The organism is Streptomyces sp. NPDC001848 (assembly GCF_042891915.1).
Classification (GTDB): Bacteria; Actinomycetota; Actinomycetes; order Streptomycetales; family Streptomycetaceae; genus Streptomyces.
The window spans coordinates 94185-121182 of the sequence record NZ_JBIATP010000001.1; the positions used below are offsets into that span (position 1 = coordinate 94185).

The window sequence follows — 26998 nt, forward strand, 5'->3', positions numbered from 1 at the left end:
TGAAGCCATGAACCCGATAGCGAAGGCCCGCGAAGCCGTCACACACACCAGCGGGCACACCGTGCCCAGCCGCCGAAGCGGGGGTCACGACACGGCCACAGGAGCGGGAGGCGATCCGGTGGTCGCTCTGCGCGGGGCCGCGGTGCGGGTCGGCGGCCGTACGTTGTGGTCGGGGGTGGACCTTCGCATCGGGGCCGGCGAGTTCACCGCCGTGCTCGGCGCCAACGGCGTCGGCAAGTCCACCATGATCAAGGTTCTGCTGGGCGCTCTGCCCGCGGCGGCCGGCGAGGTTCGGGTGCTCGGCGCCCGGCCCGGGCAGGCCAACGACCGCATCGGCTACCTGCCGCAGCGCCGCAGCTTCGACGCCAACCTGCGCATCCGTGGCATTGACGTGGTGCGCATGGGCCTGGACGGTGACCGGTGGGGGGTGCCGCTGCCGTTCCCGAGTGCGCGTCGGCGGGCCGCCCGTGCGCGGGTGGACGAGGTGATCGAGCTGGTGGGGGCGTCGGCGTACGCACACCGGCCCATCGGGCAGTGTTCCGGCGGCGAGCAGCAGCGCCTACTGATCGCCCAGGCACTGGTCCGTCGGCCCGAACTGCTCCTGCTCGACGAGCCGTTGGACAGTCTCGACCTGCCCAACCAGAGCGCCGTCGCCGCGCTGATCGGGCGCATCTGCCACCAGGAGGGCGTGTCGGTGGTCATGGTCGCCCATGACGTGAACCCGATACTCCACCACCTGGACCGGGTGGTGTACCTGGCCGAGGGCGGCGCCGCCGCAGGCACACCGACCGAGGTCATCACCTCCGAGACCCTGACCCGGCTGTACGGCACACCGGTCGAGGTGCTGCAGACCTCCGACGGCCGGCTGGTCGTGGTGGGCCAGCCGGAGGCACCGGCCGTGCACACCGACCGGCACGACACCCCGGGGAGCGGTCATGCTGCTGGCTGAGACAGGGGCACCAACCTGGTCGTGGAACCTCCTGACCGATGTCCAGGACATGTGGTCCTACCCCTTCATGGTCAACGCGTTCCGCGCCGGCGCGGTCGTGGCCGTGGTCTCCGCGGTCGTGGGGTGGTTCGTGGTGCTGCGGCGGCAGACGTTCGCCGCGCACACCGTCTCCGCCGTCGCCTTCCCCGGCGCCGCCGGGGCGCTGCTGCTCGGGTTCAGCGCGGTCTACGGCTACTTCACGCTGTGTGTGGCCGCCGCGCTGGTCATCGCGGCCCTGCGGGGTGGCGGTGAGCACGAGGAGTCGGCGCTGACCGGGACCGTGCAGGCGTTCCTGCTCGCGTCCGGGTTCCTGTTCACCGCCCTGTACAGAGGACTGCTGGAGGGGCCGCAGACCATCCTCTTCGGCACCTTCCTGGGAATCACCTCCTCCCAGGTGACCGTGCTGACGGTGGTCGGCGCGGTGGTGCTCGCGGTGCTCGCGGTGATCGGACGGCCGCTACTGTTCGCCTCCGTCGACCCGCAGGTCGCCGCCGGGCGCGGTGTCCCGGTCCGCACCCTGTCCGTGGTCTTCCTCGTCCTGCTCGGCGCGGCCACCGCCGAGGCGAGCCAGATCACCGGGACCCTCCTGGTCTTCGCCCTCATGGTGATCCCGGCCGCCACCGCGCAAGTCCTCACCGCCCGCCCGGCGTTGAGCCTCGCGCTGGCCGTCCTGCTGGCCTTCGCCGCGACCTGGCTGGGACTGACCGCCGCCTACTACTCGCCCTACCCTCTGGGCTTCTTCGTGACGACCATCGCCTTCGCCGGATACCTGCTCGCCCTGGGCCGACGCTCGCTGCGCGAGGTACTCGCTCGCACCCGGGCCGGGGCCACGCCCACTGCCAAGGAGGTGATCGCATGACCGTCCTGCTCGCCGTCTCCCCGCTGTCCCACCCGTTCTTCCTGCACGCCTTCCTCGCCGGTACCGCCATCGCCGCCGCCTGCGGGCTGGTCGGCTACTTCCTGGTGCTGCGGGCCCAGGTCTTCACCGGTGACGCGCTCAGCCACGTCGCCTTCACCGGTGCGCTGGCCGCCCTCGCCTTCGGCGCCGACCTTCGCCTCGGGCTGTTCGCCGCCACCATCGCCATGGCGCTGCTCTTCGGCACCCTCGGCCGCAAGGCGCGACCCGACGACGTGGTCATCGGAAGCGTCTTCTCCTGGATCCTGGGCCTGGGCGCCTTCTTCATCACCCTCTACACGGCCTCGCGCAGCACCACCGACGGCACCGCCGGGGTGAGTGTGCTGTTCGGCTCCATCTTCGGCATCTCCTCCGGCAGCGCGGCCGTCGCCGCCCTGGTGGCAGCCGGGGTCGGCCTGCTGGTGGTCCTCATCGCCCGACCGCTGCTGTTCGCCACGCTCGAGGAGGCCGTGGCCGCCGCTCGTGGGGTACCGGTCCGGCTGCTCGGATACGGCTTCCTCGCCCTGGCCGGGATCAGCGCCGCCGAGGCCACCCAGGCGGTCGGTTCCCTGCTCCTGCTCGGTCTGCTCGCCGCCCCGGCAGGCGCCGCGATCCGCCTCACCGACCGCCCCTACCGTGCGCTCGCCCTCTCCGCAGGGCTGGCGGTACTGGAGATGTGGGCGGGGCTGTTCGCCTCGTACGCGGTGCCGAAGATGCCGCCGAGCTTCGCCATCATGGCCGCCGCCACGGCCGTATACGCCGCCACCTTCCTGATACGGCGCCCGGTCCCCGGTCCCCGAACGCACACCGCCGTACCCACCGGCACATGAGCGAAGGCACCCGATGGCACCCGACCGCCAGCGCACCCCCACCCCGTCGCACGACGTCACGCTGATCGGCCGCCTCACCCAGCAACGCACCATCGTGGTCGAGGCGCTCATCCGGGCCGACGGCTTCGTCGGCGCCCAAGCCCTCCACAACCAGCTCGCCGCCGCCGGCTCACCGGTCGGCCTCTCCACGGTCTACCGCACGCTGGCCGGCCTGGCCGGCGTCGGCCGGGCCGACATGGTGCGCGACACCAGCGGTGAACGCCTCTTCCGCTACCGCCCGGGACCGGAACACCGCCACTACCTCATCTGCACCGAATGCGGCCTGAGCCGACCCGTCGACTCCGGCCCGGTGGAGGAATGGGCCGACACCGTCGCCCAGAGCTCCGGGTTCGCGAACGTCCGGCACACGGTGGAGCTGTCCGGGGTGTGCCCGGACTGCGGCCGACGGCCGGCGGCGGACGAACGCCGGTGAACTCCGGCGCCACTGCCTGTCCGGAGTGGTCCTCCGTCAAGGGCAGCAGTCGCACCCCGGAGCACAGCCGCAGGCATCCGCCTTCCGCCGGCCGTCGTCCGGCACGCGGTGAGGACGTCTTCATCGGCATCGTCGAAAACGGCCCTCAGGACTGGTCGTTCGGCTTCGGTCGCGCCCAGTACACCGAGGGCGACCTGGCCGTGCCCGGCCGCTGACACCATTCGCCCTGTGACCGGCCGCAGGTACGGGCAGCCGGCCGGGAGGACGACATCCTCGTGGTCGGCGCAGGCGGACGTGGCCGACTGCACCGGGTGCTGTGGCCGTCGGTCAGCCGCTACCGTCTCGCCCACGCCGCGTGCCCCGTTCTCGCGGTGCCGCCGTCACCGCTGCAGGCAGCGCCGGCAACCGTGCACCGGCGGAACGCCTTGCGGCTGCCGCTGGACGCGGGGCGCCTGCAGCGGGAGTTCGAGACCGTGCCGCCCGGCGCCTGATCTCCTCAGTGGGCAGCGGTGGCCGGCAGGTCCGGCTGCTCCGGACGCCGTGCCGGGGCCGTCGGTACGGCGAGCACCATGGTGAGACCACCGCCGGGCGTGTCCTCGGCGTGCAGGGTGCCGCCCACGGCCTCGGCGAAGCCGCGGGCGACCGCGAGGCCGAGGCCGACGCCGACACCGCGCGGCGAGTCGCCGTACCGCTGGAAGGGTTCGAAGATGCGGTCCTTGGCCTCGTCCGGAACACCTGGCCCGCGGTCCACGACCCGCAGTTCGACCCGGTCGGCCAGGGCGCTCGCGGACACCAGCACCCTCTCCCCCGGCGGACTGTATTTGACGGCGTTCTCGACGACGTTGGCGACGGCCCGCTCCAGCAGGCCCCGGTCGACCCACACCATGGGCAGGGTCTCGGGGATGTCCAGGTCCACGCTGTCCTCGGGCACCCCGCCGAGCGCCATGGGCACGACCTCGTCGAGGTCGCTCTCGCGGATGATGGGGGTGACGGTGCCGGTCTGCAGGCGGGACATGTCGAGGAGGTTGCCGACGAGGTGGTCGAGTCGGTCGGAGCCCTCCTCGATGGCCTGCAGCAGCTCCGCCCGGTCCTGTTCGGACCATTCGACGTCGTCCGACCTGAGCGAGGTCACCGCGGCCTTGATGCCGGCGAGCGGGGTGCGCAGGTCGTGGCTGACGGCGGCGAGCAGGGCGGTGCGGATGCGGTTGCCCTCGGCCAGTTCCTTGGCGCGGTCGGCTTCGCGCTGCAGGCGCTGGCGGTCCAGGACGACGGCGGCCTGGGCGGCGAACGCGGCCAGCACGCGGCGGTCGGCGGCGGGCAGGACGCGACCGCGCAGGGAGAGGGCCATGTGGTCGCCGACGGGGACGTCGACGTCCGCGTCCTCCGGAACCTCGGCGGGCTGCGGTCCCACGCTGCCGGCGCAGGTCCAGGGTTCCGTCTCGCCGGTCCGTTCGAGCAGGGCCACCGACTCCATGCCGAAGGTTTCCCGGACCCGCTCCAGCAGCGCTTCCAGGGTGGTCTCGCCGCGCAGGACGTTGCCCGCGAGGAAGGAGAGGATCTCGGACTCGGCGCGCAGCCGGGCCGCCTGGTGGGTGCGGCGGGCGGCGAGGTCCACGACCGAGGCCACGGAGACGGCGACCCCGACGAAGATCGCGATGGCGACGATGTTCTTCGGGTCGGCGATCGTCAGGGTGTGGACGGGCGGGGTGAAGTACCAGTTGAGCAGTAGGGAGCCGACCACCGCTGAGGCCAGCGCGGGGAAGAGGCCGCCCAGCAGGGCCGCTGCCACCGTCAGGGTCAGGAACAGCAGCATGTCGTTGGCGAGCCCGACGTCCGGCGCGGCACTGGTGAGGAGCCAGGTGAGCACGGTGGGGCCGAGCACTCCCACGGCCCAGCCCCAGATGACCCGGGAGCGTCCGAGGCGGGCGCCGCGCGCCACCGGCAGTCCGCGTCCCTTGCCCGCCTCGTCGTGGGTGATGAGATGGACGTCCAGGTCGGGACCGGACTCCACGGCCACCGTGGCGCCGACCCCGGGCCCGAAGACGTACTGCCAGCTGCGGCGGCGCGAGACGCCCAGCACGATCTGGGTGGCGTTGACGCCGCGGGCGAAGTCGAGCAGGGCGGCCGCTATGTCGTCGCCGACCACGTGGTGGAAGGTGCCACCGAGGTCCTCGACCAACGTGCGCTGTACGGCCAGTTCCTTCGGGGAGGCCGCGGTGAGGCCGTCGCTGCGGGATATGTAGACGGCCAGCACCTCGCCGCCCGCGCCCTTCTCCGCGAGGCGCGCGGCGCGCCGGATCAGGGTGCGTCCCTCGGGACCGCCGGTCAGCCCGACCACGATCCGCTCACGGGAGCCCCAGATCCTGGAGACCCGGTGCTCGCTGCGGTACTCGTTCAGATACTCGTCGACCCGGTCCGCCACCCACAGCAGCGCCAGCTCGCGCAGGGCGGTCAGGTTGCCGGGCCGGAAGTAGTTGGACAGGGCCGCGTCGACCTTGTCGGGCTTGTAGACGTTCCCGTGCGCCATCCGGCGGCGAAGGGCCTCGGGGGACATGTCGACCAGCTCGATCTGGTCGGCCCGCCGTACCACCTCGTCGGGGACGGTCTCGCGCTGCCGCACCCCGGTGATCGACTCGACCACGTCGCCCAGCGACTCCAGATGCTGGATGTTGACGGTGGAGATGACGTCGATCCCCGCAACGAGCAGTTCCTCGACGTCCTGCCAGCGCTTGGCGTTGCGCGAGCCGGGGACGTTCGAGTGGGCCAGTTCGTCCACCAGGGCGACGGCCGGGGCGCGGCGCAGTACGGCGTCGACGTCCATCTCGCCGAACGTGGCGCCTCGGTACTCCAGCTGTCTGCGCGGGACCTGCTCCAGGCCGTGCAGCATCACCTCGGTACGCGGCCGGTGATGGTGTTCGACGAAGGCGACGACGCAGTCGGTGCCCCGCTCGATACGTCGGTGTGCCTCCGACAGCATCGCGTAGGTCTTGCCGACGCCGGGTGCCGCGCCGAGGTAGATCCGGAGCCTGCCGCGTGCCATGTCATCCTTCGAAGCGATAGCCCATACCGGGCTCGGTGATCAGATAGCGGGGGTGGGAGGGGTCCGTCTCCAACTTCCTGCGCAATTGCGCCATGTAGACCCGCAGGTAGTTGGTCTTGTTGCTCTGGGAGACCCCCCACACCTCCTGGAGCAGCTGCCTCTGTGTGATCAGCCGACCGGGGTTCGTCACCAGTATCTCCAGCAGATGCCACTCGGTCGGGGTCAGCCGTACGTCCCGCCCGTCCCGTACGGCCTTCTTGGCCAGCAGGTCCAGGGTGAAGTGCTCCGTCTCGACCAGCGCCGCCGAGGGGACCAGCGGGGTGTCCTCGGTGCGTCGGACGGCGGCCCGCAGCCGTGCGAGCAGCTCGTCCATGCTGAACGGCTTGGTGACGTAGTCGTCTGCGCCCGCGTCGAGCGCGGCCACCTTCTCGTCGGACGCCTGCCGGGCGGACAGGACCAGGATCGGCACCCGGCTCCAGCCCCGCACGCCCTTGATGATGTCGACACCGTCCATGTCGGGCAGGCCGAGGTCCAGCAGCACCACATCGGGCTGACGGGTGGCGGCGAGCCGGAGCGCCGTGGCGCCGTCGGGGGCGGCGTCGACGCCGTAGTGCCGTGCCTGCAAGTTGATGACGAGGGCCCGTACGAGCTGCGGGTCGTCCTCCACCACGAGCACCCTGGTCATGGGTGTGTGCCTCTCCTGTCATGCCCGCGGGAGTCGGCACCCCGAGGTACCGACTCCCGTCGCGGCTCGCGTAAGGCGGTCACTTCTTCGCCACGAGGTCCTTGAGCGCGATGTTCAGCTCCAGGACGTTCACCCGTGGTTCGCCGATGAAGCCCAGGGTGCGGCCGGCCGTATGGTCCTTGACCAGCTTCTCGACCTGGGCGACCGAGAGGCCGTTCCGCGCAGCGATCCGGTGCACCTGGAGTTCGGCGTAGGCCGGGGAGATGTCCGGGTCCAGTCCTGAGCCGGAAGAGGTCACGGCGTCCGCGGGGACGTCGGACGGCTTGACGGTGTAACCGGGGACCGAGTTGTCCTTCACCACGGCGTCCTTGGCGGCAAGGACCTGGGCGCAGAGCGTCTTGTCCGCGGGCTTGTCCGGGCAGACGCCCTTCACCGCACCGCTGTCCGCGGAGAGGTTGGTGGCACCCGACAGGATCAGGGTGTAGCGGGTGTTGACGGAGTTGGTGCCGAGCCCGTTCTGCGGGCGGCCCTGGAACCACTTCAGGTCCGGGGCCGGGCTGGTCTGGCCCTTCTTCGGCGGCAGGTTGTACGACTGCCCGATCAGGGACGAGCCGACGACCTTGCCGTCCGCCTTGATCTCGGAGCCGTTCGCCTTGTTGGAGAACAGCCCCTGGGCGATGCCGGTCACGACCAGCGGGTAGATGACGCCCGTCACCAGGGTCAGCGCGAGAAGGGCCCTGAGGCCCGCCCCGAGCAACCGGACGGTGTTCGTAACGGAGTTGTTCATGGCGATCAGCCGATTCCGGGGATGAGGGAGATGAGCAGGTCGATGAGCTTGATGCCGATGAAGGGCGCGATCAGGCCGCCGATGCCGTAGATCCCGAGGTTGCGGCGGAGCATCTTGTCGGCGCTCATCGGCCGGTAGCGCACGCCCTTCAGGGACAGCGGCACCAGGGCGATGATGATCAGCGCGTTGAAGATGACGGCCGACAGGATCGCGGAGTTGGGCGAGGACAGGTGCATGATGTTGAGCTTGTCCAGGCCCGGGTAGACCGCCGCGAACAGCGCCGGGATGATCGCGAAGTACTTCGCGACGTCGTTGGCGATGGAGAACGTCGTCAACGCGCCCCGGGTGATGAGGAGTTGCTTGCCGATCTCGACGATCTCGATCAGCTTGGTCGGGTTGGAGTCGAGGTCGACCATGTTGCCGGCCTCCTTGGCGGCCGACGTACCGGTGTTCATCGCCACGCCGACGTCCGCCTGCGCGAGGGCCGGGGCGTCGTTGGTGCCGTCACCGGTCATCGCGACGAGCTTGCCGCCCGCCTGCTCCCGCTTGATGAGGGCCATCTTGTCCTCGGGGGTGGCCTCGGCGAGGAAGTCGTCGACGCCCGCCTCCTCGGCGATCGCCTTGGCGGTCAGCGGGTTGTCACCCGTGATCATGACCGTTTTGATGCCCATGCGGCGCAGCTCCTCGAACCGCTCCCGCATGCCCTCCTTGACGACGTCCTTGAGGTGGATGACGCCCAGGACGCGGGCGCCGTCGGCGTCCTCGACGGCGACCAGCAGCGGAGTGCCGCCCGCCTCGGAGATGCGGTTGGCCATGGCGTCCGCGTCCTTGGCGACCGTGCCGCCCTGCTCCTCGACCCAGGCGATGACCGAGGCGGTGGCGCCCTTGCGGATCTTTCGGCCGTCGACGTCCACGCCCGACATCCTGGTCTGGGCGGTGAACTCGATCCACTCGGCACCGGCCAGCTCGCCCTGGTGCCGCTCGCGCAGCCCGTACCGCTCCTTCGCCAGGACGACGATGGAGCGGCCCTCGGGCGTCTCGTCTGCGAGGGAGGACAGCTGGGCCGCGTCGGCGACCTCCGCCTCGGTGGTGCCCTTCACCGGCACGAACTCGGCGGCCTGGCGATTGCCGAGGGTGATGGTGCCGGTCTTGTCCAGCAGCAGCGTGGAGACGTCACCGGCGGCCTCGACCGCACGCCCCGACATGGCGAGCACGTTGCGCTGCACCAGCCGGTCCATGCCCGCGATGCCGATCGCGGAGAGCAGGGCTCCGATCGTGGTCGGGATCAGGCAGACCAGCAGGGCGACGAGGACGACCATGGTCAGGTGCGTGCCCGCGTACGTGGCGAACGGCGGCAGCGTGGCGCAGGCCAGCAGGAAGACGATGGTCAGCGAGGCCAGCAGGATGTTCAGCGCGATCTCGTTGGGCGTCTTCTGCCGGGCGGCGCCCTCCACCAGGCTGATCATGCGGTCGATGAAGGTCTCGCCGGGCTTCGTCGTGATCTTGATGACGATCCGGTCGGACAGCACCTTCGTACCGCCTGTCACCGCCGACCGGTCGCCGCCGGATTCGCGGATGACCGGGGCGGACTCACCCGTGATCGCCGACTCGTCCACCGAGGCGACGCCCTCGACGACGTCGCCGTCGCCGGGGATGACGTCCCCGGCCTCGCAGACCACCAGGTCACCGATGGTCAGCGCGGTGCCGGGGACCTGCTCCTCGGAGCCGTCCTTGAGCAGTCGGCGGGCGACGGTGTCGGTCTTGGCCTTGCGCAGCGTGTCGGCCTGCGCCTTGCCGCGGCCCTCGGCGACGGCCTCCGCCAGGTTGGCGAAGATCACCGTGAGCCACAGCCAGGCGCTGATGGTCCAGCCGAACCAGTCGCCCGGGTGCTGGAACGAGAAGACGGTGGTGAGCACGGAGCCGATCCACACCACGAACATCACGGGCGACTTGACCATCACCCGCGGGTCGAGCTTGCGGAAGGCCTCCGGCAGCGACTTCACCAGTGCCTTGGGGTCGAAGAGGCCCGCTCCGACACGGCCCTCGGCGGGCTTGTGCCCGGTCGGCGCGTCCTCGTGGGGCGCCAGAGTGGGTGTGGACATGGCGTCCTCTTGGTTTTCCGTTCGGGTCGTCATGACGCCAGCCCCTCGGCCAGCGGACCAAGCGCCAGCGCCGGGAAGTACGTGAGACCGGTGATGATCAGGATTGCGCCCACCAGCAGGCCGGTGAACAGCGGCTTCTCGGTGCGCAGGGTGCCCGCCGTCACCGGGACCGGCGTCTGCTCGGCGAGCGAGCCGGCCAGTGCCAGGACGAAGATCATGGGCAGGAAGCGGCCGAGCAGCATCGCGAGCCCGGTCATGGTGTTGAACCAGTCGGTGTTCGCGTTCAGACCGGCGAAGGCCGAACCGTTGTTGTTCGACGCGGACGTGAAGGCGTACAGCACCTCGGAGAACCCGTGCGCGCCCGGGTTGAGCATCGAGTGCGGCGGGGTCGGCAGCGCCATGGAGGCCGCGGTGAACACGAGCACCAGGGCGGGGGTGATGAGGATGTAGCAGGCGGCGAGCTTCATCTCGCGGCCGCCGATCTTCTTGCCCAGGTACTCGGGGGTGCGGCCGACCATCAGACCGGCGATGAACACCGCGATGACCGCCATGATCAGGATGCCGTAGAGGCCGGAGCCGGTACCGCCGGGCGCGATCTCGCCCAGCATCATGCTCAGCATGGTGATGCCGCCGCCGAGTCCGGTGAAGGAGGAGTGGAAGGAGTCCACCGCGCCGGTCGACGTCAGCGTCGTGGACACCGCGAAGATCGAGGAAGCGCCGACGCCGAACCGGGTCTCCTTGCCCTCCATCGCCCCGCCGGCCGCCTGCAGCGCCGGGCCGTGGTGGGCGAACTCGGTCCACATCATCAGGGCGGTGAAGCCCAGCCAGATGGTGACCATCGTGGCGAGGATCGCGTATCCCTGCTTCACGTTCCCGACCATCACACCGAAGGTGCGGGTCAGCGAGAACGGGATCACCAGGAGCAGGAAGATCTCGAAGAGGTTGGTGAACGGGGTCGGGTTCTCGAAAGGGTGGGCGGAGTTGGCGTTGAAGTAACCGCCACCGTTCGTGCCCAGCTCCTTGATGGCCTCCTGCGAGGCGACCGCACCGCCGTTCCACTGCTGCGAGCCGCCCATGAACTGGCCTACCTCGTGGATCCCGGAGAAGTTCTGGATCGCACCGCACGCCACCAGCACGACGGCGGCGACCGCGGCGCCCGGCAGCAGGATCCGCAGCGTGCCCCGGACCAGGTCGCTCCAGAAGTTGCCCAGCTCACCGGTGCGCGAGCGGGCAAAGCCCCGCACCAGCGCCACCGCGACGGCGATGCCGACCGCGGCGGAGACGAAGTTCTGCACGGCCAGACCGGCGGTCTGCACGACGTGCCCCATGGTCTGTTCGCCGTAGTACGACTGCCAGTTGGTGTTGGTCACGAACGACACGGCCGTGTTGAACGACTGCGCCGGGTTGACCGCGGCGAAGTGCATCGAGCCGGGCAGCACGCCCTGCAGCCGCTGCAGCAGGTAGAGGAAGAGGACGCTGACGGCGGAGAAGGCCAGCACACCGCGCAGATACGCGGGCCAGGTCATCTCGGCGTCGGGGTTGGCACCGATGGCCCGGTAGATCCACTTCTCCACCCGCAGGTGCTTCTTCGAGGAGTAGACCTTGGCCATGTAGGTGCCAAGGGGGAGGTAGGCGAGCGCCAGCGCGCCTATGAGGGCGAACAGCTGGAGGAAGCCCGCGACTTCTGGACCCATGTCTGTGCTCAGAACCTCTCCGGGAAGATCAGGGCGAGGACGAGATAGCCCAGCAGGGCGACGGCCACAACCAGGCCGACGACGTTCTCGACGGTCACAGCTTCGTCACCCCCTTGGCGACGAGAGCCACCAACGCGAAGCCCGCGAGCACGGTGACGACGAAGGCCAGATCGGCCATCGTGAACTCCTGAAGAGGTTCGGGGGTGGAACAAGGACGGTTAGAGGAAACCGCCTCCCTGGCCGGATCCGGACACTCGTTGACGGCCCTCTTACGGCCTCGCCCACGGCTTTGACGGGGCTCTTACGGCCACCGATCCCTACCGCCAGTAACAGAGCGTCTGTCGTCAGAACAGCCGGAACCGCAGCCGGCAGATCACCGCGTCCGTCTCCCGCCGCACGGCGTGTGCGACGAGCGCACCCCGCTGGTTCTGCAGCAGCCTCCCCCACGCTCGGCTTCGCTCGCGCGGGGGCACCCCCAGCCACAGCCGCTCCGGCTCGGCCTCCGGGATCAGCACCGTGACCCGCGTGGCCGGTTCGGCGGCGGCCACCTCACGGACGTACGCGGCGATCGGGCGGCCCAGGCTGCGCCTCTCGCAGGACAGCCGCACCAGGGGCACGCCCGGGTCCCACTCGGTCCAGGCTCGCTCCAGGGCGTGCAGCTGTGCGCGGTCCTCCGGGTCCGGGTGGCAGACGGTGACGGCACGGACCTCGTCGCCCAGCGAGGCGGCGGCCGTCAGGGCCTCGGAGGTAAGCCGGGACAGCGAGGACACCGGCACGACCACCAGGGAGCGGTCGCGGTGCGGGGGCTCGGGGACACGGCCCAGGCCGAGTCGCTCGGCGATTCGGTCGTAGGCACGGTGGACGGCGGCGAAGGCGGCGATCAGCAGCGGCAGCGCCACCACGATCAGCCAGGCCCCCTCCGCGAACTTGCTCGCCGTGACGACGCCCGTCGAGACACCGGTGAGCAGCGCGCCGAAGCGGTTCAACAGCGCCTTCCCGCGCCAGCCACGGCCCCGCTCCCGGCGCCAGTGCCGGACCATGCCCACCTGGGCGATCGTGAAGCCGACGAAGACCCCGATGGCGAACATCGGCACCAGGGTGTTGGTGTCCCCGCCGGACCCGCGCGCGGCACGGCGCCGTCCCTCGTCGAGCATCCGGTAGGTCTTTCCGACCCCCGGGGCCGCCCCGAGGTAGACCTTCCGTCGTCCGGGCCGTACGTCACTCATCGCCGCCGACGCGCTCCGCTCACTGGCTCAACTCCCCCGTGGTCGAGGGGGACTGCTCCTGAGAGAGCCCTTCCGAGGGCCGGGTGGGACGCGTTGGCGAATCCTTGGCGCCGGTCCCGAGGACATTGACGCTGTCTTGACGTGAGCTGGGCCGATAGAGTGACCGCGGTGTGCCGGGAAGTCTGGTCGGCAGGGGAGCCAGGGTGGCTCCCCTCGTAGTTCCAGGGGGACGGCATGCGGAGCGTCGGTACGGTTCTCGGCTTGGTCATTCTGGCCACCGTGGTGGCGACCTTCGCGCGCCGCTGGCGGATGCCCGCCCCCTCGCTGCTGGTGGTCGCCGGTCTCGCGGTGGCGCTGCTGCCGGGCACTCCGCAGATCGAGATCAGCCCGGAGATCATCGGGCTGGTCGTGCTGCCCCCGCTGCTGTACGCGAGCGCGGAGGACATGCCCTGGCGGGAGCTGCGCGCGGTGTGGAAGCCGGTCGGGATCCTCGCCATCGGCCTCGTGCTCGCCTCCGCGGCGGCCGTCGCCGCGGTGGCGGCGCTGTTCACGCCCCTGTCGTGGCAGATGGCGTTCGTGCTGGGCGCGGTACTGGCCAGCACCGATCCGGTGGCGGTCACCGCGCTCGGCCGTCGGCTCGCTCTCCCGCCGAAGGTGCAGGTGCTCGTGCAGGCGGAGAGCCTGTTCAACGATGCCACCTCCCTGGTGCTGGTCCGGGTGGCGGCGGGCATCGCGGTGGCGTCGGCGGCGGCGAACTGGGGTGCGGCAGGGGGCGAGTTCCTGTTGCTGGCGGGCGGCGGCACGGTGATCGGCGCGGCCGTGGCCGGTGTGGTGGCGCTGATCCGGCGCCGTACCGAGGAACCGGTGCTGGAGACGGTGATCGCCCTGGTCACGCCGTACGCGTCCTATCTGCTGGCGGAGGCGGCGCACACCTCCGGGGTGACGTCCTGTGTGGTGGCCGGGGTGATCCTGGGCGGGCGGGGCGACCGGCTCACCAATGCCCGCATCCGTCTCCAGCTGCACGCGGTGTACGGCACGGTGGTGTTCCTGCTGGAGAGCGTGGTGTTCTCGCTGATAGGGCTGGCGCTGCCCGCGCAGGTGCGGGCGCTGGCCGACGGTGACCGGGCCTGGCCGGTGTATGCCCTCGCCGTCGCCGCCACGGTGATCGCCGTCCGTCTGCTGTGGCTCGCTCCCCTGTCGGCGGTCGTGCAGCGCAAGGGCGGGATCAGCCGCATGAACTGGCGGGTGCCAGTCGTCCTGACCTGGGCCGGCACACGCGGCGTCATGCCGCTGGCAGCCGCGCTGTCCATCCCCGAGGTTGCCAAGGACGGCACCGGCCTGGCGGACCGCCCCCTGGTCCTCGTCCTGACCACGTCCGTGGTGGTCATGACGCTGGTCGTCCAGGGTTTCACTCTCGCCCCGGTCGTCCGCGCCTCCGGTATCGCCCTGGAGCCCGCCCACACCGAACGCGAGGAGGTCGAGGCCCGCTCCCACCTCGCCCACGCCGGACTCGCCCGCCTCGAGGAGCTCGCCGAGCTGGAAGCCGTACCCGACATCGTCCTCGACCGGCTCCGCCGCGGCCTGACAGCGCGTCTGGACGACGCCCGCGACCGCCTCGCCGAGCACAACGGCACCGCTGCCGCCACCGAGTCCGCCGACCTGGTGTACCGCCAGCTGCGCCGCGACCTGATCACCGTGGAGACCGCGGAACTGCAGCGCCTGTACGACACGCACCGGATCAGCGACACGACCCGGAGACGGCTCCAGCGGTCCCTTGATCTGGAGGAAGCACGGCTGGCGGATGCCTAGCGGAACTCCGCCAGCCGTGGCCGCAGTCCCAGCACGGTGAGGACCATTGCCGCGAGCAGCAGGCCGCCCGCCCAGGGAAGCAGGCCGCTCACCGCCGAGCGGCCGTTTCGCACCGAGGAGGCGAAGTGGGCGCGGTTGATGTCCGTCACCTTGCCCAGGGCGTCCATCCAGGCGCCGAAGTGCGCGTTGGAGGTGCCCGGCTTCCAGTCCATGCAGAACTCCACCGCCTCGCGTTCCTTCCCGGCAGCCAGCAGCGCGCGGATCCTGCGGTCGTCGCGCTGGTAGACGGCGTACGTCTCCACGGTCTGCTCGGCCGCAGCGCGCTCCCCGGGGAAGGTGACGTTGTCCAGCTCGCGCCGGAACTCGCCGGTGAAGCGCAGATCGTGGTGGTCGGACCGGTACGCCCGCCAGCTGGTGGTCAGCCCGTCGTCGTACGTGTCGAGTGTGGCGTCCTGGATGCCGTACAGCTTCTGCGACTTGGTGAGGAACGACTGGGCGTACTGGTCGCGGCGCTGCGGGTCGAGGAGGTAGCGGCTTTCGTCGGCGTTGGCGTCGTAGGCGATGGCGCGGGCACGGGAGAGGGCGACGACGGAGTCGAAGGCGTCGCGGCGGGCGCCGCGCAGGTTCCCTGACGACGAGGTCAGCATCTGGGTGCCGAGGATCACTGCGAGCAGGGCGCAGACGGTCGCGGCGAGGAGGGACGGGTTCAGGATCCGGTGGAAGCGCCGGGCCAGGTACCACTGCAGGACACCGACGACGGCCAGCAGGAGCACACCCAGCGCGGCCGTGGCGGCGAGCTGTGCGGACAGCGTGCAGCGGGCGGCGCTGTACTCGGCCTCGAAGGCGCGGTCGTTGGCGGACACCAGCGTGCGGGACTCGGGCAGCAGCTTGCCTTGCAGCAGGTCGGTGGCCTTGCGGTAGTCGGCCAGGGCGGCCGGCTTGCCGCCGGCATGTCCGTCGTTCTCCAGAGCGCGGCCGATCAGCTCCTGGTACTCGGCGAAGTCGTCGGTCAGGTTCTCGACGGTCTCCTCGTCGGACCGGTCGCCCTGGGCCGCGACGGCGAGGGTGCGCAGGTCGTGGCCGATCTCGCGTCGGGAGCTGCCGTAGAAGCCGACCGCCTTGTCGTACGGGGTGCCCAGGCGCCCCTTCCCGGCTTCGCCGTCGGACAGCAGGATGTCGGCGGCTTGGGCGTCCATGTCGTTCAGGGCGAGGTTGAGGTCGGCGGCGCTGGTGGTGCGCGGTGCGTCCTGTCCGGCGACGCTGTTCCAGGTGCTGTTCACGGCGAGCCCCGCCACGAGCAGCAGCACGGTCACGGCGATGGTGAGCAGGAGCGTGGCCGCGCGCAGAAGGCGCAGCCGCGCGGGCACGGTGGCCCACAAGCGGCGGCGCAGAGCGGCCCGCGTGGCCAGGGCTCGCTGCTCCGGACCCGGTCCGGCCGTCCGCGAATACCCTCGTCTTCGCAGTCCGGGGCTGCCCCCGGGTTGGGCGACCACTCTTCGTGGCGGTGCTCCTTGCTCGGTCCGAGAACCCTGCGCTGATCCGGCCGTGAGAGCCACGGTCCCTCCAACGTCACCGCCACGGACGGTCGCCCGTCCCCCGTTGCCGATCAGTCTGCGAGCGGATTCAGCCACCCATGTCTCGTCTTGACGGCTCCCTGATGGCGAATCAGCTTTGTTTGACGGCACGTTGACGGTGGCCTGATCAGCGTGGCGCTGATTCCGCTCGCCCTACGCGGCGTGTGCTACGCCCCCTCCTGCAGCACGACCTGCTCCGCCGCAACCTCCTCGTCTACGGCCTCGGCGGCCTCGTACTGCGCTTCGTGGGCATCAAGCTGATCGACCTGCTGATCTCGGGGGTGCCCGGCCTTGCGTGAGCCACGTCCGGTGTCCTGGCTCGCCTTCAACGTCCCGTATGCGCACGTCAGAACCCCGTCAGAGGATGGGGTTCCGGCTTGCCCGGGCTGTGCGGGACGGCTTCCATGGACCTCGTGAACAGCGTCTGGCTCCTCTTCGAGCGGCCGCCGAGTCCCGCTCGGCCGTCGCGTCGCGAGCCGCGCTGACCGGAAGCGTCCACGCCGCGCCGGCATCGCGTCCCGCCGACGCCATGCCGCGCTGAGCCGCGTCCCGCCGACGCCGCTTTCCGAGACCCGAGGGGCGCCGTGATCGGCTCCCGGCGCCCCTCGCCCTCCCTTTCACCGCGGCACGCCCACCGCCCTCACCGGGCGGCGTCCGCGTGCCCGCAACCCCGGATGGGATCACGCCCGACTGCCCCCTTTCCTCCCGTACCGTCCTGGTCACCGGCGCCACCTCCGGCATCGGTCACGAGACCGCCCGGCAGCTCGCCGAGGGCGGTCGCCGTCTCCTGCGCGGGCCACGCCGTGCTGCGGGGCAGTCCGGAGAAGCTGACGCCGGACCTCCTCGCCCCGCTCGCCGGCAACCGCGTCGAGGCTCCGGCCCGCTTCCTGCCCGCCCTCGGGGCCGCCTTCGACCGGCTCACCCCGTGGGAGCGCATGATCTGGACGCTTCAGGCCGCACCACAGCCCGCCGGTATCCCGCGCGCGATGACCGTCCGGCGCCTGGAACGGACGGACGCCGACGCTGTGCGCGTCCTCGGCACGGACGCGTCCTGGCTCTCGGCCGGCTGGGGCGGACCGCGCGGTCTCGCCGCCTCCGGGCACGCGTGGGCCGCGGTGGACCGTACGGCACGCATCCAGGCGGTGGCCTGCACCTACTTCCGCGGCACCCATTACGGGGACGTGGCCGTCCACACCGCTTCCGGCCGCACACGCCACCACCTAGCCCTGGCCCGCGTCAACGCTCTGGGTGTCGACATCGGCGCCCGGGGACACCTCCCCAGCTGGAACTGCTCGGTCCACAACAGGGCCAGTCGACTCCTGGCCTGGAACGCCGGCTTCCGGCTGGTCCGCCAATACGTCCACTACGCCGTCGGCAGCCGGTGGGGAGCCGGCGCAGCCTCAGCGCGTAAGGCGCCCTCCCCTGTAGGGCGCAGTCGCTCTCCGGGCAAGGGGAAGCCTGAGACCTTGATGTGCGGGCAGCGTTCACCCCACTGGTCTTAACGGAAGATTGACGCCCTCCGGCGAGATGATCCGTGGGCTCAGGCGTCACTCTCCGCTTACGCTGGTGCGGCCGTCCGTGTGATGGCCGAAACCCCACGCTGAGCCCCACATCAACTGAGCCCCACATCAGGAGAGCGCGTCGATGGCCACCACCGAACACCCTCCCAGTACCAGCCGCCTGCGGACGTGGATGCTGGAGGGCCTGTCCGACATGGGCAGGAACGGCGGCCACACCGGGCCCCACGCTGTCCCCGAACCCCCGCACCAGGGGCAGCGCTGGTGGCGGGTGATGTGCCTGACGGGTGTCGACTACTTCTCCACCCTCGGGTACCAGCCGGGCATCGCGGCGCTCGCGGCCGGCCTGCTGGGGCCGATCGCGACCATCGTCCTCGTCGTCGTCACCCTGGCCGGCGCGCTTCCCGTGTACCGCCGGGTCGCCGTGGAGAGCCCGCACGGCGAGGGGTCGATCGCCATGCTGGAGCGGCTGCTGTCCTTCTGGCAGGGCAAGCTGTTCGTGCTCACGCTGCTCGGTTTCGCCGCCACCGACTTCCTGATCACCATCACCCTGTCGGCCGCCGACGCCTCCACCCACCTGGTGGAGAACCCGCATCTGACGGGGGTCCTGCACGGTCGGCAGATGCTGATCACCCTGATCCTGGTGGCGCTGCTCGGAGCGGTCTTCCTCAAGGGCTTCCTGGAGGCCATCGGCGTCGCGACGGCGCTGGTGGGCGTCTATCTGGCCCTCAACGTCGTCGTGGTGTTCGTCGGCCTCTATCACGTGATCACCGCCGGACATGTGATCACCGACTGGGCCGGCGCGCTGACCGCCCAGCACGGCAACATCTTCGTCATGATCGGCCTGGCGCTGATCGTCTTCCCCAAACTGGCGCTCGGCCTGTCCGGCTTCGAGACCGGCGTCGCCGTCATGCCGCACGTCCAGGGCGACCCGGACGACACGGAGGAGAAGCCGACCGGCCGGATCCGGGACGCGAGGAAGCTGCTCACCACGGCCGCGCTCATCATGAGCGCCTTCCTGATCACGTCCAGCTTCATCACCACGCTGCTGATTCCGGAGAACGAGTTCAAGCCCGGCGGCCAGGCCAACGGACGCGCCCTCGCCTACCTGGCGCACCAGTACCTCGGCGGCGCCTTCGGCACGGTCTACGACATCTCGACCATCGCCATCCTGTGGTTCGCCGGCGCCTCCGCCATGGCCGGCCTGCTCAACCTCATGCCGCGCTACCTGCCCCGCTACGGCATGGCCCCGCACTGGGCCCGCGCCGTACGCCCGATGGTCATCGTCTTCACGCTGATCGCTTTCCTGGTGACCTGGATCTTCGACGCCGATGTGGACGCGCAGGGCGGGGCCTACGCCACCGGTGTGCTGGTGCTGATCAGTTCGGCCGCGTTCGCGGTGACGATCGCGGCGCGCAAGGCCGGGCAGCGCAAGTGGACCATCGGGTTCGCCGTGATCGCCGCGGTGTTCCTCTACACGACGATCGTGAACGTCATCGAGCGGCCGGACGGTGTGAAGATCGGTGCCTGCTTCATCGTCGGCATCATCCTGGTGTCGCTGCTGTCCCGGCTGGCCCGCGCCTTCGAGCTGCGCGTGACCAGCGTGACGCTGGACCCGATGGCGGAACGATTCATCCGGGACATGGCCAGTCGGAAGATACGGTTCATCGCCAACGAGCCCGGCCACCGGGACAAGGCGGAGTACCGCGACAAGATCGAGCAGATCCGCGCCGACAACGACATGCCCGAGCAGGAGGACTTCGTCTTCGTCGAGGTCACGGTCACCGACCCCTCCGAGTTCGAGGCCGGCCTGACCGTGCGCGGCGAGGTGCTGCACAACCGTTACCGGGTACTGACCCTGGAGTCCGCGTCCATCCCGAACGCCCTGGCCGCGCTGCTCCTGCATGTCCGGGACATGACGGGCTGCACCCCGCACATCTACTTCGAATGGACGGAGGGCGGCCCGTTCGCCAACTTCCTGCGCTTCTTCCTGTTCGGCCAGGGCGAGGTCGCCCCGGTCACCCGTGAGGTCCTGCGCGAGGCGGAACCGAACCGCGCCCGACGCCCTCGCGTACACACCGGCTGAGGACCAGGCCCGTCTGCCGCCCGCGTCAGGAATCCGTCAGGATTCACCCCTTCGGCGCTAGGAGTCCGTAAGCAGCGGTCGTCGCGCCCCGCACGGCCGCCTAGCGTCGGCGTCATGCGACGGAGCGGACCGGCAGGCTCGGCCGGCGACCGCCACTGGCGTGGTGGCGCCCGGTTCGCACTGAGCTGCGCTCTGCTGTTCTGCGTCCTGAGCCTTCTGGTCGACTGGGACGCGGGAAGCCTGACCCCCCTGCGCGCCCTCCTCTGGGCAACCCTCTCGTCCGCGGTGGGCACCGTCCTGCTCCCCCACCGGGTGACCGCGGGGCCCGGCTGGCTCGCGGTACACACACCTTGGCGTAGGCACATGGTCCGCACGGACGCACTGGCAGCCGTACGTCAGTACGAAGGCCCCTCCTCACACCTTGTCCTGCGCGACGTCTACGGCCATCGTCTGCAACTCGACCCACGGATCCTCACGGCCAACCCCCTGCTGTGGCACGAACTCGACACGGGCGTCCAACGCTCGCTGGAGCGTGGCACGCTGCGCCAGGGAGCGGAGGTCCTCAAACGGCTCGGCCACGACATCGACGAGGAGACGGCGCAGGCCGTGCTGCGGGCGTCGGGGCTTTCCTGACCTCAGGCGAGAGCACGGCCCGATCATGCGACCGCCAGACCTCGAGCCGCCGTGGAGGCCCACAGCGCGCAGACACTCTTGAGTCGAAGCGTCCCGGCCCGATCTACCAGTATTCGCGCTGATGATCGGTATCGTCCGACGCGCCGGGCCTTCCGCACAGCGGCTCGCAAGGAGGGGGTCGAGATGGCCGATCACCGGCAGGGTGTCGCACCGGACGACGGGTTCCCATCGCGGGCACCGGAGGCTCGTCGCGCGAGCGCTCACAACACGGCACGTCTCGCACTGGTGATCGGCGCCCTGGGGGTGGTCTTCGGCGACATCGGGACCAGCCCGATCTACACCCTCCAGACCGTGTTCAACCCGAGCGACCCCACCCCGTCCCGGCCACCACACAGAACGTGTACGGGGTGGTGTCGCTGGTGTTCTGCTCGGTGGTGGTCATCGTCCTGGTCACCTATGTGCTGCTGGCGATGCGCGCCGACCACGACGGCGAGGGCGGCATCATGGCGCTGATCACCCTCGTACGGCGATACACCTCGCGGCCGGCCGGACGGACCGCTGCCGTACTGGCCGCGCTGGGCATCTTCGGCGCGTCGCTGTTCTTCGGCGACAGCATGATCACCCCGGCGATCTCGGTCCTGTCCGCGGTCGAGGGACTGAAGGTCGTCCAGCCCTCTTTGGAGAGCGCGGTCGTGCCCATCACCGCAGTCATCATCGTGCTGCTGTTCCTCGTCCAGCGCAGGGGAACAGCGGCAGTGGGCCAGGTGTTCGGCCCCGTCATGATCGTCTGGTTCGTCGCCATCGGCGCCTGCGGTGTCGCCGGCATCGCCGACCACCCGGCCATCCTCAGGGCACTTGTCACCGACGTACGCCCTGGGCTTTCTCTTCGGCCATTTCGGCACCGCCTTCGGCGCGGCAGGTCGCCGACGATGGCGCCCTGGCGCAAGCGGCTGTTCACCGCCACCTCCTACATCACCGCCGACGCCGCCGAGTACTTCGGCCTCCCCCGCGACCGCACGGTCATCATGGGCTCACACATCGAGGTGTAGACGCGCTCCGGCCGCTGATCGTCCGGCGGAGCGGGCCCGGGATGCACTACGCACCAGGTTCTTCGGGTCCGGTCTCGTCACTTCCCGCTCCTGCCGCGCGGACGACGGCATACCCACCGAGCGACACCACGGTCCAGGCTGCCGTCGCCACCGCCAGGGCGAGCCATGCCGAGTGATGGCGCAGAAGGACGGCGGTGGTCGGTGCGAACGCCAGAAGGCCGATGGTTCCCAGGGCGGCGCCGCGGGCGTCGTCGCGGGCGCCGCGCAGGCCCTCCTCCTTGGCCACCAGGGTCAGACTGGCCGGCAGGATGGCGGGAAAGGCGAGGAAGACCCCGCCTACTGGCAGTCGCCGCGATGGCGGGGAGCAGGCCGGTCAAAGCAAGGACGGGACAGCCGACGAGGAAGACGACGGCGCTCTGGCCACGGTCTGGGTGACGAAGAAGAAGGCGCAGTTGCTCACCTGGTACCGGTCGTGGCCCGGTGGGCCTGCTGGTCGAGGGAGAGCACGCCCGACGGCAGCCTTCCCACCAGGCCCTGGCGCTGCCGTTCCTCCTGGGTGAAGGCGACGCCCTTGTTCCGCAGCGCGTCGCTCAGCAGGGAGCGGCCGTGTGGTTCGTCGCGGCGCGAGGGCATGGGCACTCCCGTGTCGGCTGCATCCTCGGCACCGGGTTTCCCGGCCTGCCGGGCGCCAGACCGGAGCGGCGTGTCGGCGTGGTCCGGGCCGACATGCTCGCGTCCGTGCGGCTGCCGAGGCTGAGGACCAGAAGACCCGCTGCCCCGGTGACGCGACGGTCGCGGGATCACTTCTCCCCCGGCGCCCCCAGTCCGGTCAGGGCGCCGACCGGGTCGGGGTCTGGGGTGCCCCGGGGCCACCAGTCGTCGCGGCCCGGTTCCGACTCGTAGGCGTACCACAGGCCGTCCTGGCCGAGACGGAGCTGGACACGGCCGTCGGGGTGGGTGAGTCGGTTGCGCCACGGGCGGAAGGCGGGCAGGTCCGCGGCCAGGAGCAGGGGGCGGGCGCGGTCGAAGCGGCCGGCCGGCGGGTCCCAGGGCTCCTCCAGTACGGCGAGGGCCTCCCGTCCGCCCTGCCGCCAGGCGGCGACGGCCCGCGCCAGGTCGGCCGGTGTCCGCCCGGTGGCGGCGGCCAGCGACGCGTACAGCGCCCGGCTTGCGGCGGTGAGGCCCGAGCCGGGGCGGGCGGCGGCGAGCCGTACCGCGTCCTGCCACAGCGTCAGTTCCGCGACCGGGTCGTGGCCGGTGGTCAGCAGGGTGTGCGCGCGGGCGGCGGCGTCCGTGGCGAGCTGGTCCAGCGTGAACGAGTCGGGGCCGCCCGGGGTGTCCGGGTAGACCGGGGGCTGCTCCGGGTGGGCGGGCGGGGGCAGGGGCGCGGGGAGCGGCGGCCGGGTGCGGCGGGCCACGGCCTCCCGGGCGCGTATGCCGGGCGCAGGGGCCGGCTTGCGCTCCCGGTCGGCGCGGGCCGCGCGGGCCGCGTTGCGCCGGGACAGGGCGTCGAGCAGGTCGCGCTCGCCGCGGCCGCGCAGCAGGAGCAGGACGAAGGGGTCGCGGTCGAGCAGGCGGGCGGTCTGGTAGCAGACGGCGGCCGCGTGCTTGCAGGGATGGCCGAAGTCGGGGCAGCTGCAGTGGGGTTCGAGGTCGCCGGCGCCGGGGAGCAGGCGGACTCCGCACTCGGCGAGGGACTGCGGCATCTGCTTGTCCAGCAGGGCGGCGATGTGCGCGGGCCGCTCGGCGGCGGCGTCCAGGAAGCGGTCCCACTCGTCGTCGGAGAACGTCCTGAGCCGCACCTGAACGCGGTAGGGCCGGGGTCGGCTGCCCTGGACGTACGCCAGCACGAGACCCGGGGTGACGGTGATGGCGTCCACGTTCCCCCGCCCCGCGTACGCCCTTCCCCGCGCCAGCCGCGCCGCGTCGAGGGCCCCTTCCTCCAGCGCGGACACCCAGGCGTTGCCCCACCAGGTCTCGGCGAACCTCTCACGGTCACGCACCGGACGCGCGGGGAGCGCGGCGAAGGTGCGCCGCAGCTCGCCGTCACGACCGGGGGCGGCCATGGAGGCCGGATACCGGGGAGACGCCGCGGGCGGGGCGGGCGGCGGTGGGGAGGCGGTCCTGGTCGGTGGTGCCTCGGGCGGCGGCATCTCGAAGGCACCGGTGAGGAGTTCCCGTACGTCCCTGCCCGGGGCGCCGCCCTGGGACGTACGGGGACGGGCGGTGCGGCGCCCCCGGTTGCGGGACGCCTCCGTGGTGCCGGAGCGGCGCGTCGGTCCGGCGGTCCGGGAACCGGGGTGCGGTCCCTCCTGGGGAGGGGCCTGCCGCGCGGTCCTCAATGCCTCGCGGGCCGCGTCGCCGGGCCGCGTCGAGGGCGCGGTCCGCCGCGCGGGGAGGGGGGCCGCTTCGGGCATCCCCGCTTCGGCCTCTCCCACTTCGGGCTCCCCCGCTCCCGTCGGCTCCGGCCGGTCCCGCCCCGATTCCTCCACCCGCCGGGCGCTGCTGCGTTCCGCGTTCGCCCGCCGCAGGGCGGCGCGCGCCGCGTCCCCCGGGCGGGCCGCCGACCGCCCGTCCTCCACGGGGGCGGCGACGTCCGGGTCCGTGGTGGACGGCGCCTCGTCCGGGACCCCGGCCTCGGGCCGCCCCCTCTCCCGCGCGGCCCGCAACGCTCGGCGCACCTCGTCGGCGGGACGCGACTCGGCACCCGTCCCGGGGCGTTCCTCCCTCGCCCCGTTCATGCCGTGCTCCTCAGCGACACCAGGTCCGCCAGCTCACGGTCCGTCAGTTCCGTGAGGGCCGACTCGCCCGAGCCCAGGATGGCGTCCGCCAGGGCGCGCTTGGCCTGGAGCATCTCCGCGATCCGGTCCTCGACCGTGCCCTCCGTGATCAGACGGTGGACCTGGACGGGCTGGGTCTGGCCGATGCGGTAGGCCCGGTCCGTGGCCTGCTCCTCCACCGCCGGGTTCCACCAGCGGTCGAAGTGGATGACATGGCCCGCGCGGGTGAGGTTCAGGCCGGTGCCCGCCGCCTTGAGGGACAGGACCAGGACCGGGGTCGCGCCGCTCTGGAAGCGGTCCACCATCCGCTCGCGGTCGGGCACCGGCGTCCCTCCGTGCAACAGGTCGACGGGCACCGCGCGGGAGGCCAGGTGCGTGGTGATCAGGCGGGCCATGCCGACGTACTGCGTGAAGACCAGCGCCGAGCCGTCCTCGGACAGCAGGGTGTCCACCAGCTCGTCCAGCAGGGCGAGTTTGCCGGACCGGGCGGTGAGGCCCGCTGTGGTCCCCGCGTCCTCCTTCAAGTAGAGGGCAGGGTGGTCGCAGATCTGTTTCAGGGCGCTCAGGAGCTTCAGGACCAGGCCTCGCCGTGCGATGCCCTCCGCGGTCTCGATCGCCAGCATCGACTCCCGCACGACCGCCTCGTAGAGCGCGGCCTGCTCGCGGGTGAGCGGGACCGGGTGGTCCGTCTCGGTCTTCGGCGGGAGTTCGGGAACGATGCCCGGGTCGGACTTCTTGCGCCGCAGCAGGAAGGGACGGACCAGGCGGGCCAGCCGCTCCACCGCCTGAGGGTCCTCGCCGGTCTCCACCGCCCGCGCGTGCCGGGCGCGGAAGGACTTCAGGGGCCCGAGCAGCCCGGGGGTCGTCCAGTCCAGCAGGGCCCACAGTTCGGAGAGGTTGTTCTCCACGGGTGTGCCGGTGAGGGCGACGCGGGCCGGGGACGGGATGGTGCGCAGCGCCTTCGCCGTCGCGGAGTAGGGGTTCTTGACGTGCTGTGCCTCGTCGGCGACGACCAGGCCCCAGCCCTGCTCGGCCAGTCGGGCTGCCGCCGTCCGCATCGTGCCGTAGGTGGTCAGGACGAATCCGCCGTCCGTGTCGTCCAGGGTGCGTTCCGGGCCGTGGAAGCGGCGCACCGGGACGCCGGGCGCGAACCGGGTGATCTCCCGCTGCCAGTTGCCGAGCAGGGACGCCGGGCAGACCACCAGCGTGGGCTCGCGGCGCGCCCGGCGCAGATGCAGGGCGATGAGGGTGACCGTCTTGCCGAGCCCCATGTCGTCGGCGAGGCAGCCGCCGAGGCCGAGGGAGGTCATGAGGTCCAGCCAGGCCAGTCCGCGCAGTTGGTAGTCGCGCAGCCGGGCGGAGAGGCCCGGGGGCGGATCCACCGGGCCGATGCCGGCCGTCAGCCGGTCCCGGAGTGCGGCCAGCGCGCCGGCCGGCACGGCCGCCACGGTCTCGCCGTCGACCTCCGCCGTCCCGGTGAGGGCGACGGCGAGCGCGTCCACCGGGTCGAGCAGGCCCAACTCCCGCTTACGGGCCTTGCGGACGAGCGCCGGGTCGACCAGCACCCACCGGTCGCGCAGCCGGACGATCGGGCGGTGGGCCTCCGCGAGGGCGTCCATCTCCGCCTCGGTGAGCGGATCACCGCCGAGCGCCAACTGCCAGCGGAACCGCAGCAGTTCCTCGCTCTCCATGAAACCGGTGCCATCGGTCGCCGAGCCGGGTGCGGGCCGTACGACCGCCGTCGCGGTCAGGTCGTGTGCCAGGTCCCGGGGCCAGTGCACCGCGACGCCGGCCGCGCCCAGCCGGGTGGCGGCGACGCCCAGCAGGTCGCTCAACTCCTCCTCGGAGAGCGCCAGGACGTCCGGCACCTCCTGCTCGGCGAGGCGGTCCAGCGGGGGCCAGACCCGGGCCGCGCGGCGGACCGCGAGAGCCGCGTCCACCCGCGCGCGGGGGCCGAACGCCGCGTCCGCCTCTCCGGCCCACAGTGCCGCCGCGTCCACGACCAGCGTCGGGTCGGCGAGGCTGTGCACCTGCACGATGGCCGCACCGGCGCGGCCCGCTCCCTCGCCGCCGTCGAACAGGTCGTACGCCGACAGGTCCAGGCGCAGCGAGATCCGCACGCCCGCGTCCATGCCCGCGGCGACCTCGGCGGCCCACTCGTGGGCCTCGGGCAGCCGCTGCGGCTCCCGGGCGGCGAACGGCCTGCCGGCGGTGTGGGCGGCGGCCGGGGTGCGCGGCAGGGTGTCCGCGACCGCGTCCAGGAAGGACCGGACGAGGGCCTCGGGCTCGGGCAGCAGCAGCGGGCCCTTGCCGGGGAGCGGGACGGCATGGCCTTCGTACGGCAGGGCGGCGGCGACGGCCCTGAGGTGGGTGATGTCTTCCGGCTCCAGGGGTCCCGCCCGCCAGGCGTCGTGTCCGTCCGGGGTGAGCCCGGGCAGCAGCCGGCCGCGCGCGACGAGCCGCAGGGCGTGCAGGGCGGCCGCGCCCCAGCAGGCGGTGGCGGGGTGGGCGGCGGGGGCGCGGCGGGCGCGCGCGAGTAGCGGCAGCGCCTCGGTGAGGGGCAGGGTCACGGCGGGCACGGTGCTCCTGCGCGCTCCGGATCCGTGTGGCCGTACGACCGTCAGGTCCTCGGTGCCGTCCGACGGCAGCGAGCCGCCCTCCGGGTCCCAGAACGCCACCCGTCCCCGGCGGGGCAGCGGCGCGGGCAGGAAGACCGCGGCCAGGCTCTCCCATGCGGGCGCCCGCCCGGGCGCGGCCGCCTCGGCCACCTGCTCCGCCATACGTCCGGTCACCTCCCGCCGCTCGGTCGTGTCAGTCGTCTCCGACTCTAC

Annotated in this window: 23 protein-coding genes and 3 pseudogenes; 13 read left to right on the forward strand and 13 right to left on the reverse strand. The window is 71.7% G+C overall.

Features of this window, described 5'->3' with window-relative positions; genetic code table 11:
- Positions 1 to 7 precede the first annotated feature (7 nt).
- The 6 genes and pseudogenes from ACFYZJ_RS00480 to ACFYZJ_RS00505 all read left to right on the forward strand — a co-directional run.
- On the forward strand, positions 8 to 949 hold the full coding sequence (locus ACFYZJ_RS00480) for a metal ABC transporter ATP-binding protein (protein ID WP_388561290.1): 942 nt from the start codon (positions 8 to 10) through the stop codon (positions 947 to 949).
- Positions 936 to 1847: a metal ABC transporter permease gene (locus tag ACFYZJ_RS00485; RefSeq protein WP_388561292.1), complete on the forward strand. Its 912-nt coding sequence runs from the start codon at positions 936 to 938 to the stop codon at positions 1845 to 1847. Before ACFYZJ_RS00480 ends, ACFYZJ_RS00485 begins: the two co-directional genes overlap by 14 nt.
- Complete coding sequence (locus ACFYZJ_RS00490) at positions 1844 to 2713, forward strand: metal ABC transporter permease (RefSeq protein WP_388561294.1); 870 nt, start codon at positions 1844 to 1846, stop codon at positions 2711 to 2713. Before ACFYZJ_RS00485 ends, ACFYZJ_RS00490 begins: the two co-directional genes overlap by 4 nt.
- 13 nt (positions 2714 to 2726) lie before the next feature.
- Entirely contained in the window at positions 2727 to 3185 is a 459-nt protein-coding gene (locus ACFYZJ_RS00495; protein WP_388561296.1) for a Fur family transcriptional regulator, read from the forward strand.
- Positions 3182 to 3400, forward strand: a complete 219-nt coding sequence (locus tag ACFYZJ_RS00500) for a hypothetical protein (protein ID WP_388561298.1) — start codon at positions 3182 to 3184, stop codon at positions 3398 to 3400. The genes ACFYZJ_RS00495 and ACFYZJ_RS00500 overlap by 4 nt, the downstream gene beginning before the upstream one ends.
- 27 nt (positions 3401 to 3427) lie before the next feature.
- A pseudogene (locus tag ACFYZJ_RS00505) lies at positions 3428 to 3676 on the forward strand (universal stress protein); the annotation flags it as partial.
- A 5-nt stretch (positions 3677 to 3681) separates the two neighbouring features.
- Here the strand turns inward: ACFYZJ_RS00505 and ACFYZJ_RS00510 are convergent.
- The 8 genes and pseudogenes from ACFYZJ_RS00510 to ACFYZJ_RS00545 form a co-directional block, all read right to left on the reverse strand.
- Positions 3682 to 6225, reverse strand: a complete 2544-nt coding sequence (locus ACFYZJ_RS00510) for a DUF4118 domain-containing protein (protein WP_388561300.1) — start codon at positions 6223 to 6225, stop codon at positions 3682 to 3684.
- Between the two features lies 1 nt (position 6226).
- Positions 6227 to 6910: a response regulator gene (locus ACFYZJ_RS00515; protein WP_388561302.1), complete on the reverse strand. Its 684-nt coding sequence runs from the start codon at positions 6908 to 6910 to the stop codon at positions 6227 to 6229.
- 79 nt (positions 6911 to 6989) lie between these two features.
- Positions 6990 to 7697 (reverse strand): potassium-transporting ATPase subunit C, encoded by a 708-nt coding sequence (locus ACFYZJ_RS00520; protein WP_388561304.1) that lies wholly within the window; start codon positions 7695 to 7697, stop codon positions 6990 to 6992.
- 5 nt (positions 7698 to 7702) lie between these two features.
- Complete coding sequence (gene kdpB, locus ACFYZJ_RS00525; RefSeq protein WP_388561306.1) at positions 7703 to 9832, reverse strand: potassium-transporting ATPase subunit KdpB; 2130 nt, start codon at positions 9830 to 9832, stop codon at positions 7703 to 7705.
- Positions 9829 to 11493 carry a potassium-transporting ATPase subunit KdpA gene (kdpA, locus tag ACFYZJ_RS00530; RefSeq protein ID WP_388561308.1) on the reverse strand — a complete coding sequence of 555 codons (1665 nt, stop codon included), beginning with the start codon at positions 11491 to 11493 and terminating at the stop codon, positions 9829 to 9831. The genes kdpB and kdpA overlap by 4 nt, the downstream gene beginning before the upstream one ends.
- An 8-nt stretch (positions 11494 to 11501) precedes the next feature.
- On the reverse strand, positions 11502 to 11591 hold the full coding sequence (gene kdpF / locus ACFYZJ_RS00535) for a K(+)-transporting ATPase subunit F (protein ID WP_037770757.1): 90 nt from the start codon (positions 11589 to 11591) through the stop codon (positions 11502 to 11504).
- A gap of 246 nt (positions 11592 to 11837) precedes the next feature.
- Positions 11838 to 12611, reverse strand: a pseudogene (locus ACFYZJ_RS00540) (amino acid permease); the annotation flags it as partial.
- Between the two features lie 12 nt (positions 12612 to 12623).
- Positions 12624 to 12719: pseudogene (locus tag ACFYZJ_RS00545) on the reverse strand (hypothetical protein); the annotation flags it as partial.
- A 234-nt stretch (positions 12720 to 12953) separates the two neighbouring features.
- Here ACFYZJ_RS00545 and ACFYZJ_RS00550 point away from each other — a divergent pair.
- A complete protein-coding gene (locus ACFYZJ_RS00550; RefSeq protein ID WP_388561311.1) occupies positions 12954 to 14528 on the forward strand; it encodes a Na+/H+ antiporter in 1575 nt (524 codons plus the stop codon).
- Here the strand turns inward: ACFYZJ_RS00550 and ACFYZJ_RS00555 are convergent.
- Positions 14525 to 15895, reverse strand: a complete 1371-nt coding sequence (locus ACFYZJ_RS00555) for a hypothetical protein (RefSeq protein WP_388561313.1) — start codon at positions 15893 to 15895, stop codon at positions 14525 to 14527. The genes ACFYZJ_RS00550 and ACFYZJ_RS00555 overlap by 4 nt on opposite strands.
- Before the next feature lie 371 nt (positions 15896 to 16266).
- On the opposite strand from ACFYZJ_RS00555, the gene ACFYZJ_RS00560 reads away from it, so the two are divergent.
- The 6 genes from ACFYZJ_RS00560 to ACFYZJ_RS00585 all read left to right on the forward strand — a co-directional run bounded on the left by ACFYZJ_RS00560 (position 16267) and on the right by ACFYZJ_RS00585 (position 21387).
- The gene (locus ACFYZJ_RS00560; protein WP_388562230.1) at positions 16267 to 16401 is read left to right on the forward strand and encodes a hypothetical protein; all 135 of its coding nucleotides are present in this window, start codon (positions 16267 to 16269) and stop codon (positions 16399 to 16401) included.
- Positions 16402 to 16905: 504 nt separating this feature from the next.
- Entirely contained in the window at positions 16906 to 17604 is a 699-nt protein-coding gene (locus ACFYZJ_RS00565) for a GNAT family N-acetyltransferase (protein WP_388561315.1), read from the forward strand.
- A 142-nt stretch (positions 17605 to 17746) separates the two neighbouring features.
- Positions 17747 to 19705: an amino acid transporter gene (locus tag ACFYZJ_RS00570; protein ID WP_388561317.1), complete on the forward strand. Its 1959-nt coding sequence runs from the start codon at positions 17747 to 17749 to the stop codon at positions 19703 to 19705.
- Positions 19706 to 19819: 114 nt separating this feature from the next.
- Positions 19820 to 20338 (forward strand): hypothetical protein, encoded by a 519-nt coding sequence (locus tag ACFYZJ_RS00575; RefSeq protein ID WP_388561319.1) that lies wholly within the window; start codon positions 19820 to 19822, stop codon positions 20336 to 20338.
- Positions 20339 to 20521: 183 nt separating this feature from the next.
- A complete protein-coding gene (locus ACFYZJ_RS00580; RefSeq protein ID WP_388561321.1) occupies positions 20522 to 20851 on the forward strand; it encodes a KUP/HAK/KT family potassium transporter in 330 nt (109 codons plus the stop codon).
- Positions 20737 to 21387 carry a KUP/HAK/KT family potassium transporter gene (locus tag ACFYZJ_RS00585; protein ID WP_388561323.1) on the forward strand — a complete coding sequence of 217 codons (651 nt, stop codon included), beginning with the start codon at positions 20737 to 20739 and terminating at the stop codon, positions 21385 to 21387. Before ACFYZJ_RS00580 ends, ACFYZJ_RS00585 begins: the two co-directional genes overlap by 115 nt.
- 46 nt (positions 21388 to 21433) lie before the next feature.
- Here the strand turns inward: ACFYZJ_RS00585 and ACFYZJ_RS00590 are convergent, their stop codons facing one another.
- The 4 genes from ACFYZJ_RS00590 to ACFYZJ_RS00605 all read right to left on the reverse strand — a co-directional run bounded on the left by ACFYZJ_RS00590 (position 21434) and on the right by ACFYZJ_RS00605 (position 26947).
- Positions 21434 to 21733, reverse strand: a complete 300-nt coding sequence (locus tag ACFYZJ_RS00590; protein ID WP_388562183.1) for a DUF3147 family protein — start codon at positions 21731 to 21733, stop codon at positions 21434 to 21436.
- Positions 21734 to 21843: 110 nt separating this feature from the next.
- On the reverse strand, positions 21844 to 22020 hold the full coding sequence (locus ACFYZJ_RS00595) for a hypothetical protein (protein WP_388561325.1): 177 nt from the start codon (positions 22018 to 22020) through the stop codon (positions 21844 to 21846).
- Between the two features lie 167 nt (positions 22021 to 22187).
- Complete coding sequence (locus tag ACFYZJ_RS00600; RefSeq protein ID WP_388561327.1) at positions 22188 to 24128, reverse strand: SWIM zinc finger family protein; 1941 nt, start codon at positions 24126 to 24128, stop codon at positions 22188 to 22190.
- The gene (locus ACFYZJ_RS00605; RefSeq protein ID WP_388561329.1) at positions 24125 to 26947 is read right to left on the reverse strand and encodes a DEAD/DEAH box helicase; all 2823 of its coding nucleotides are present in this window, start codon (positions 26945 to 26947) and stop codon (positions 24125 to 24127) included. Before ACFYZJ_RS00605 ends, ACFYZJ_RS00600 begins: the two co-directional genes overlap by 4 nt.
- Positions 26948 to 26998: the final 51 nt, after the last annotated feature.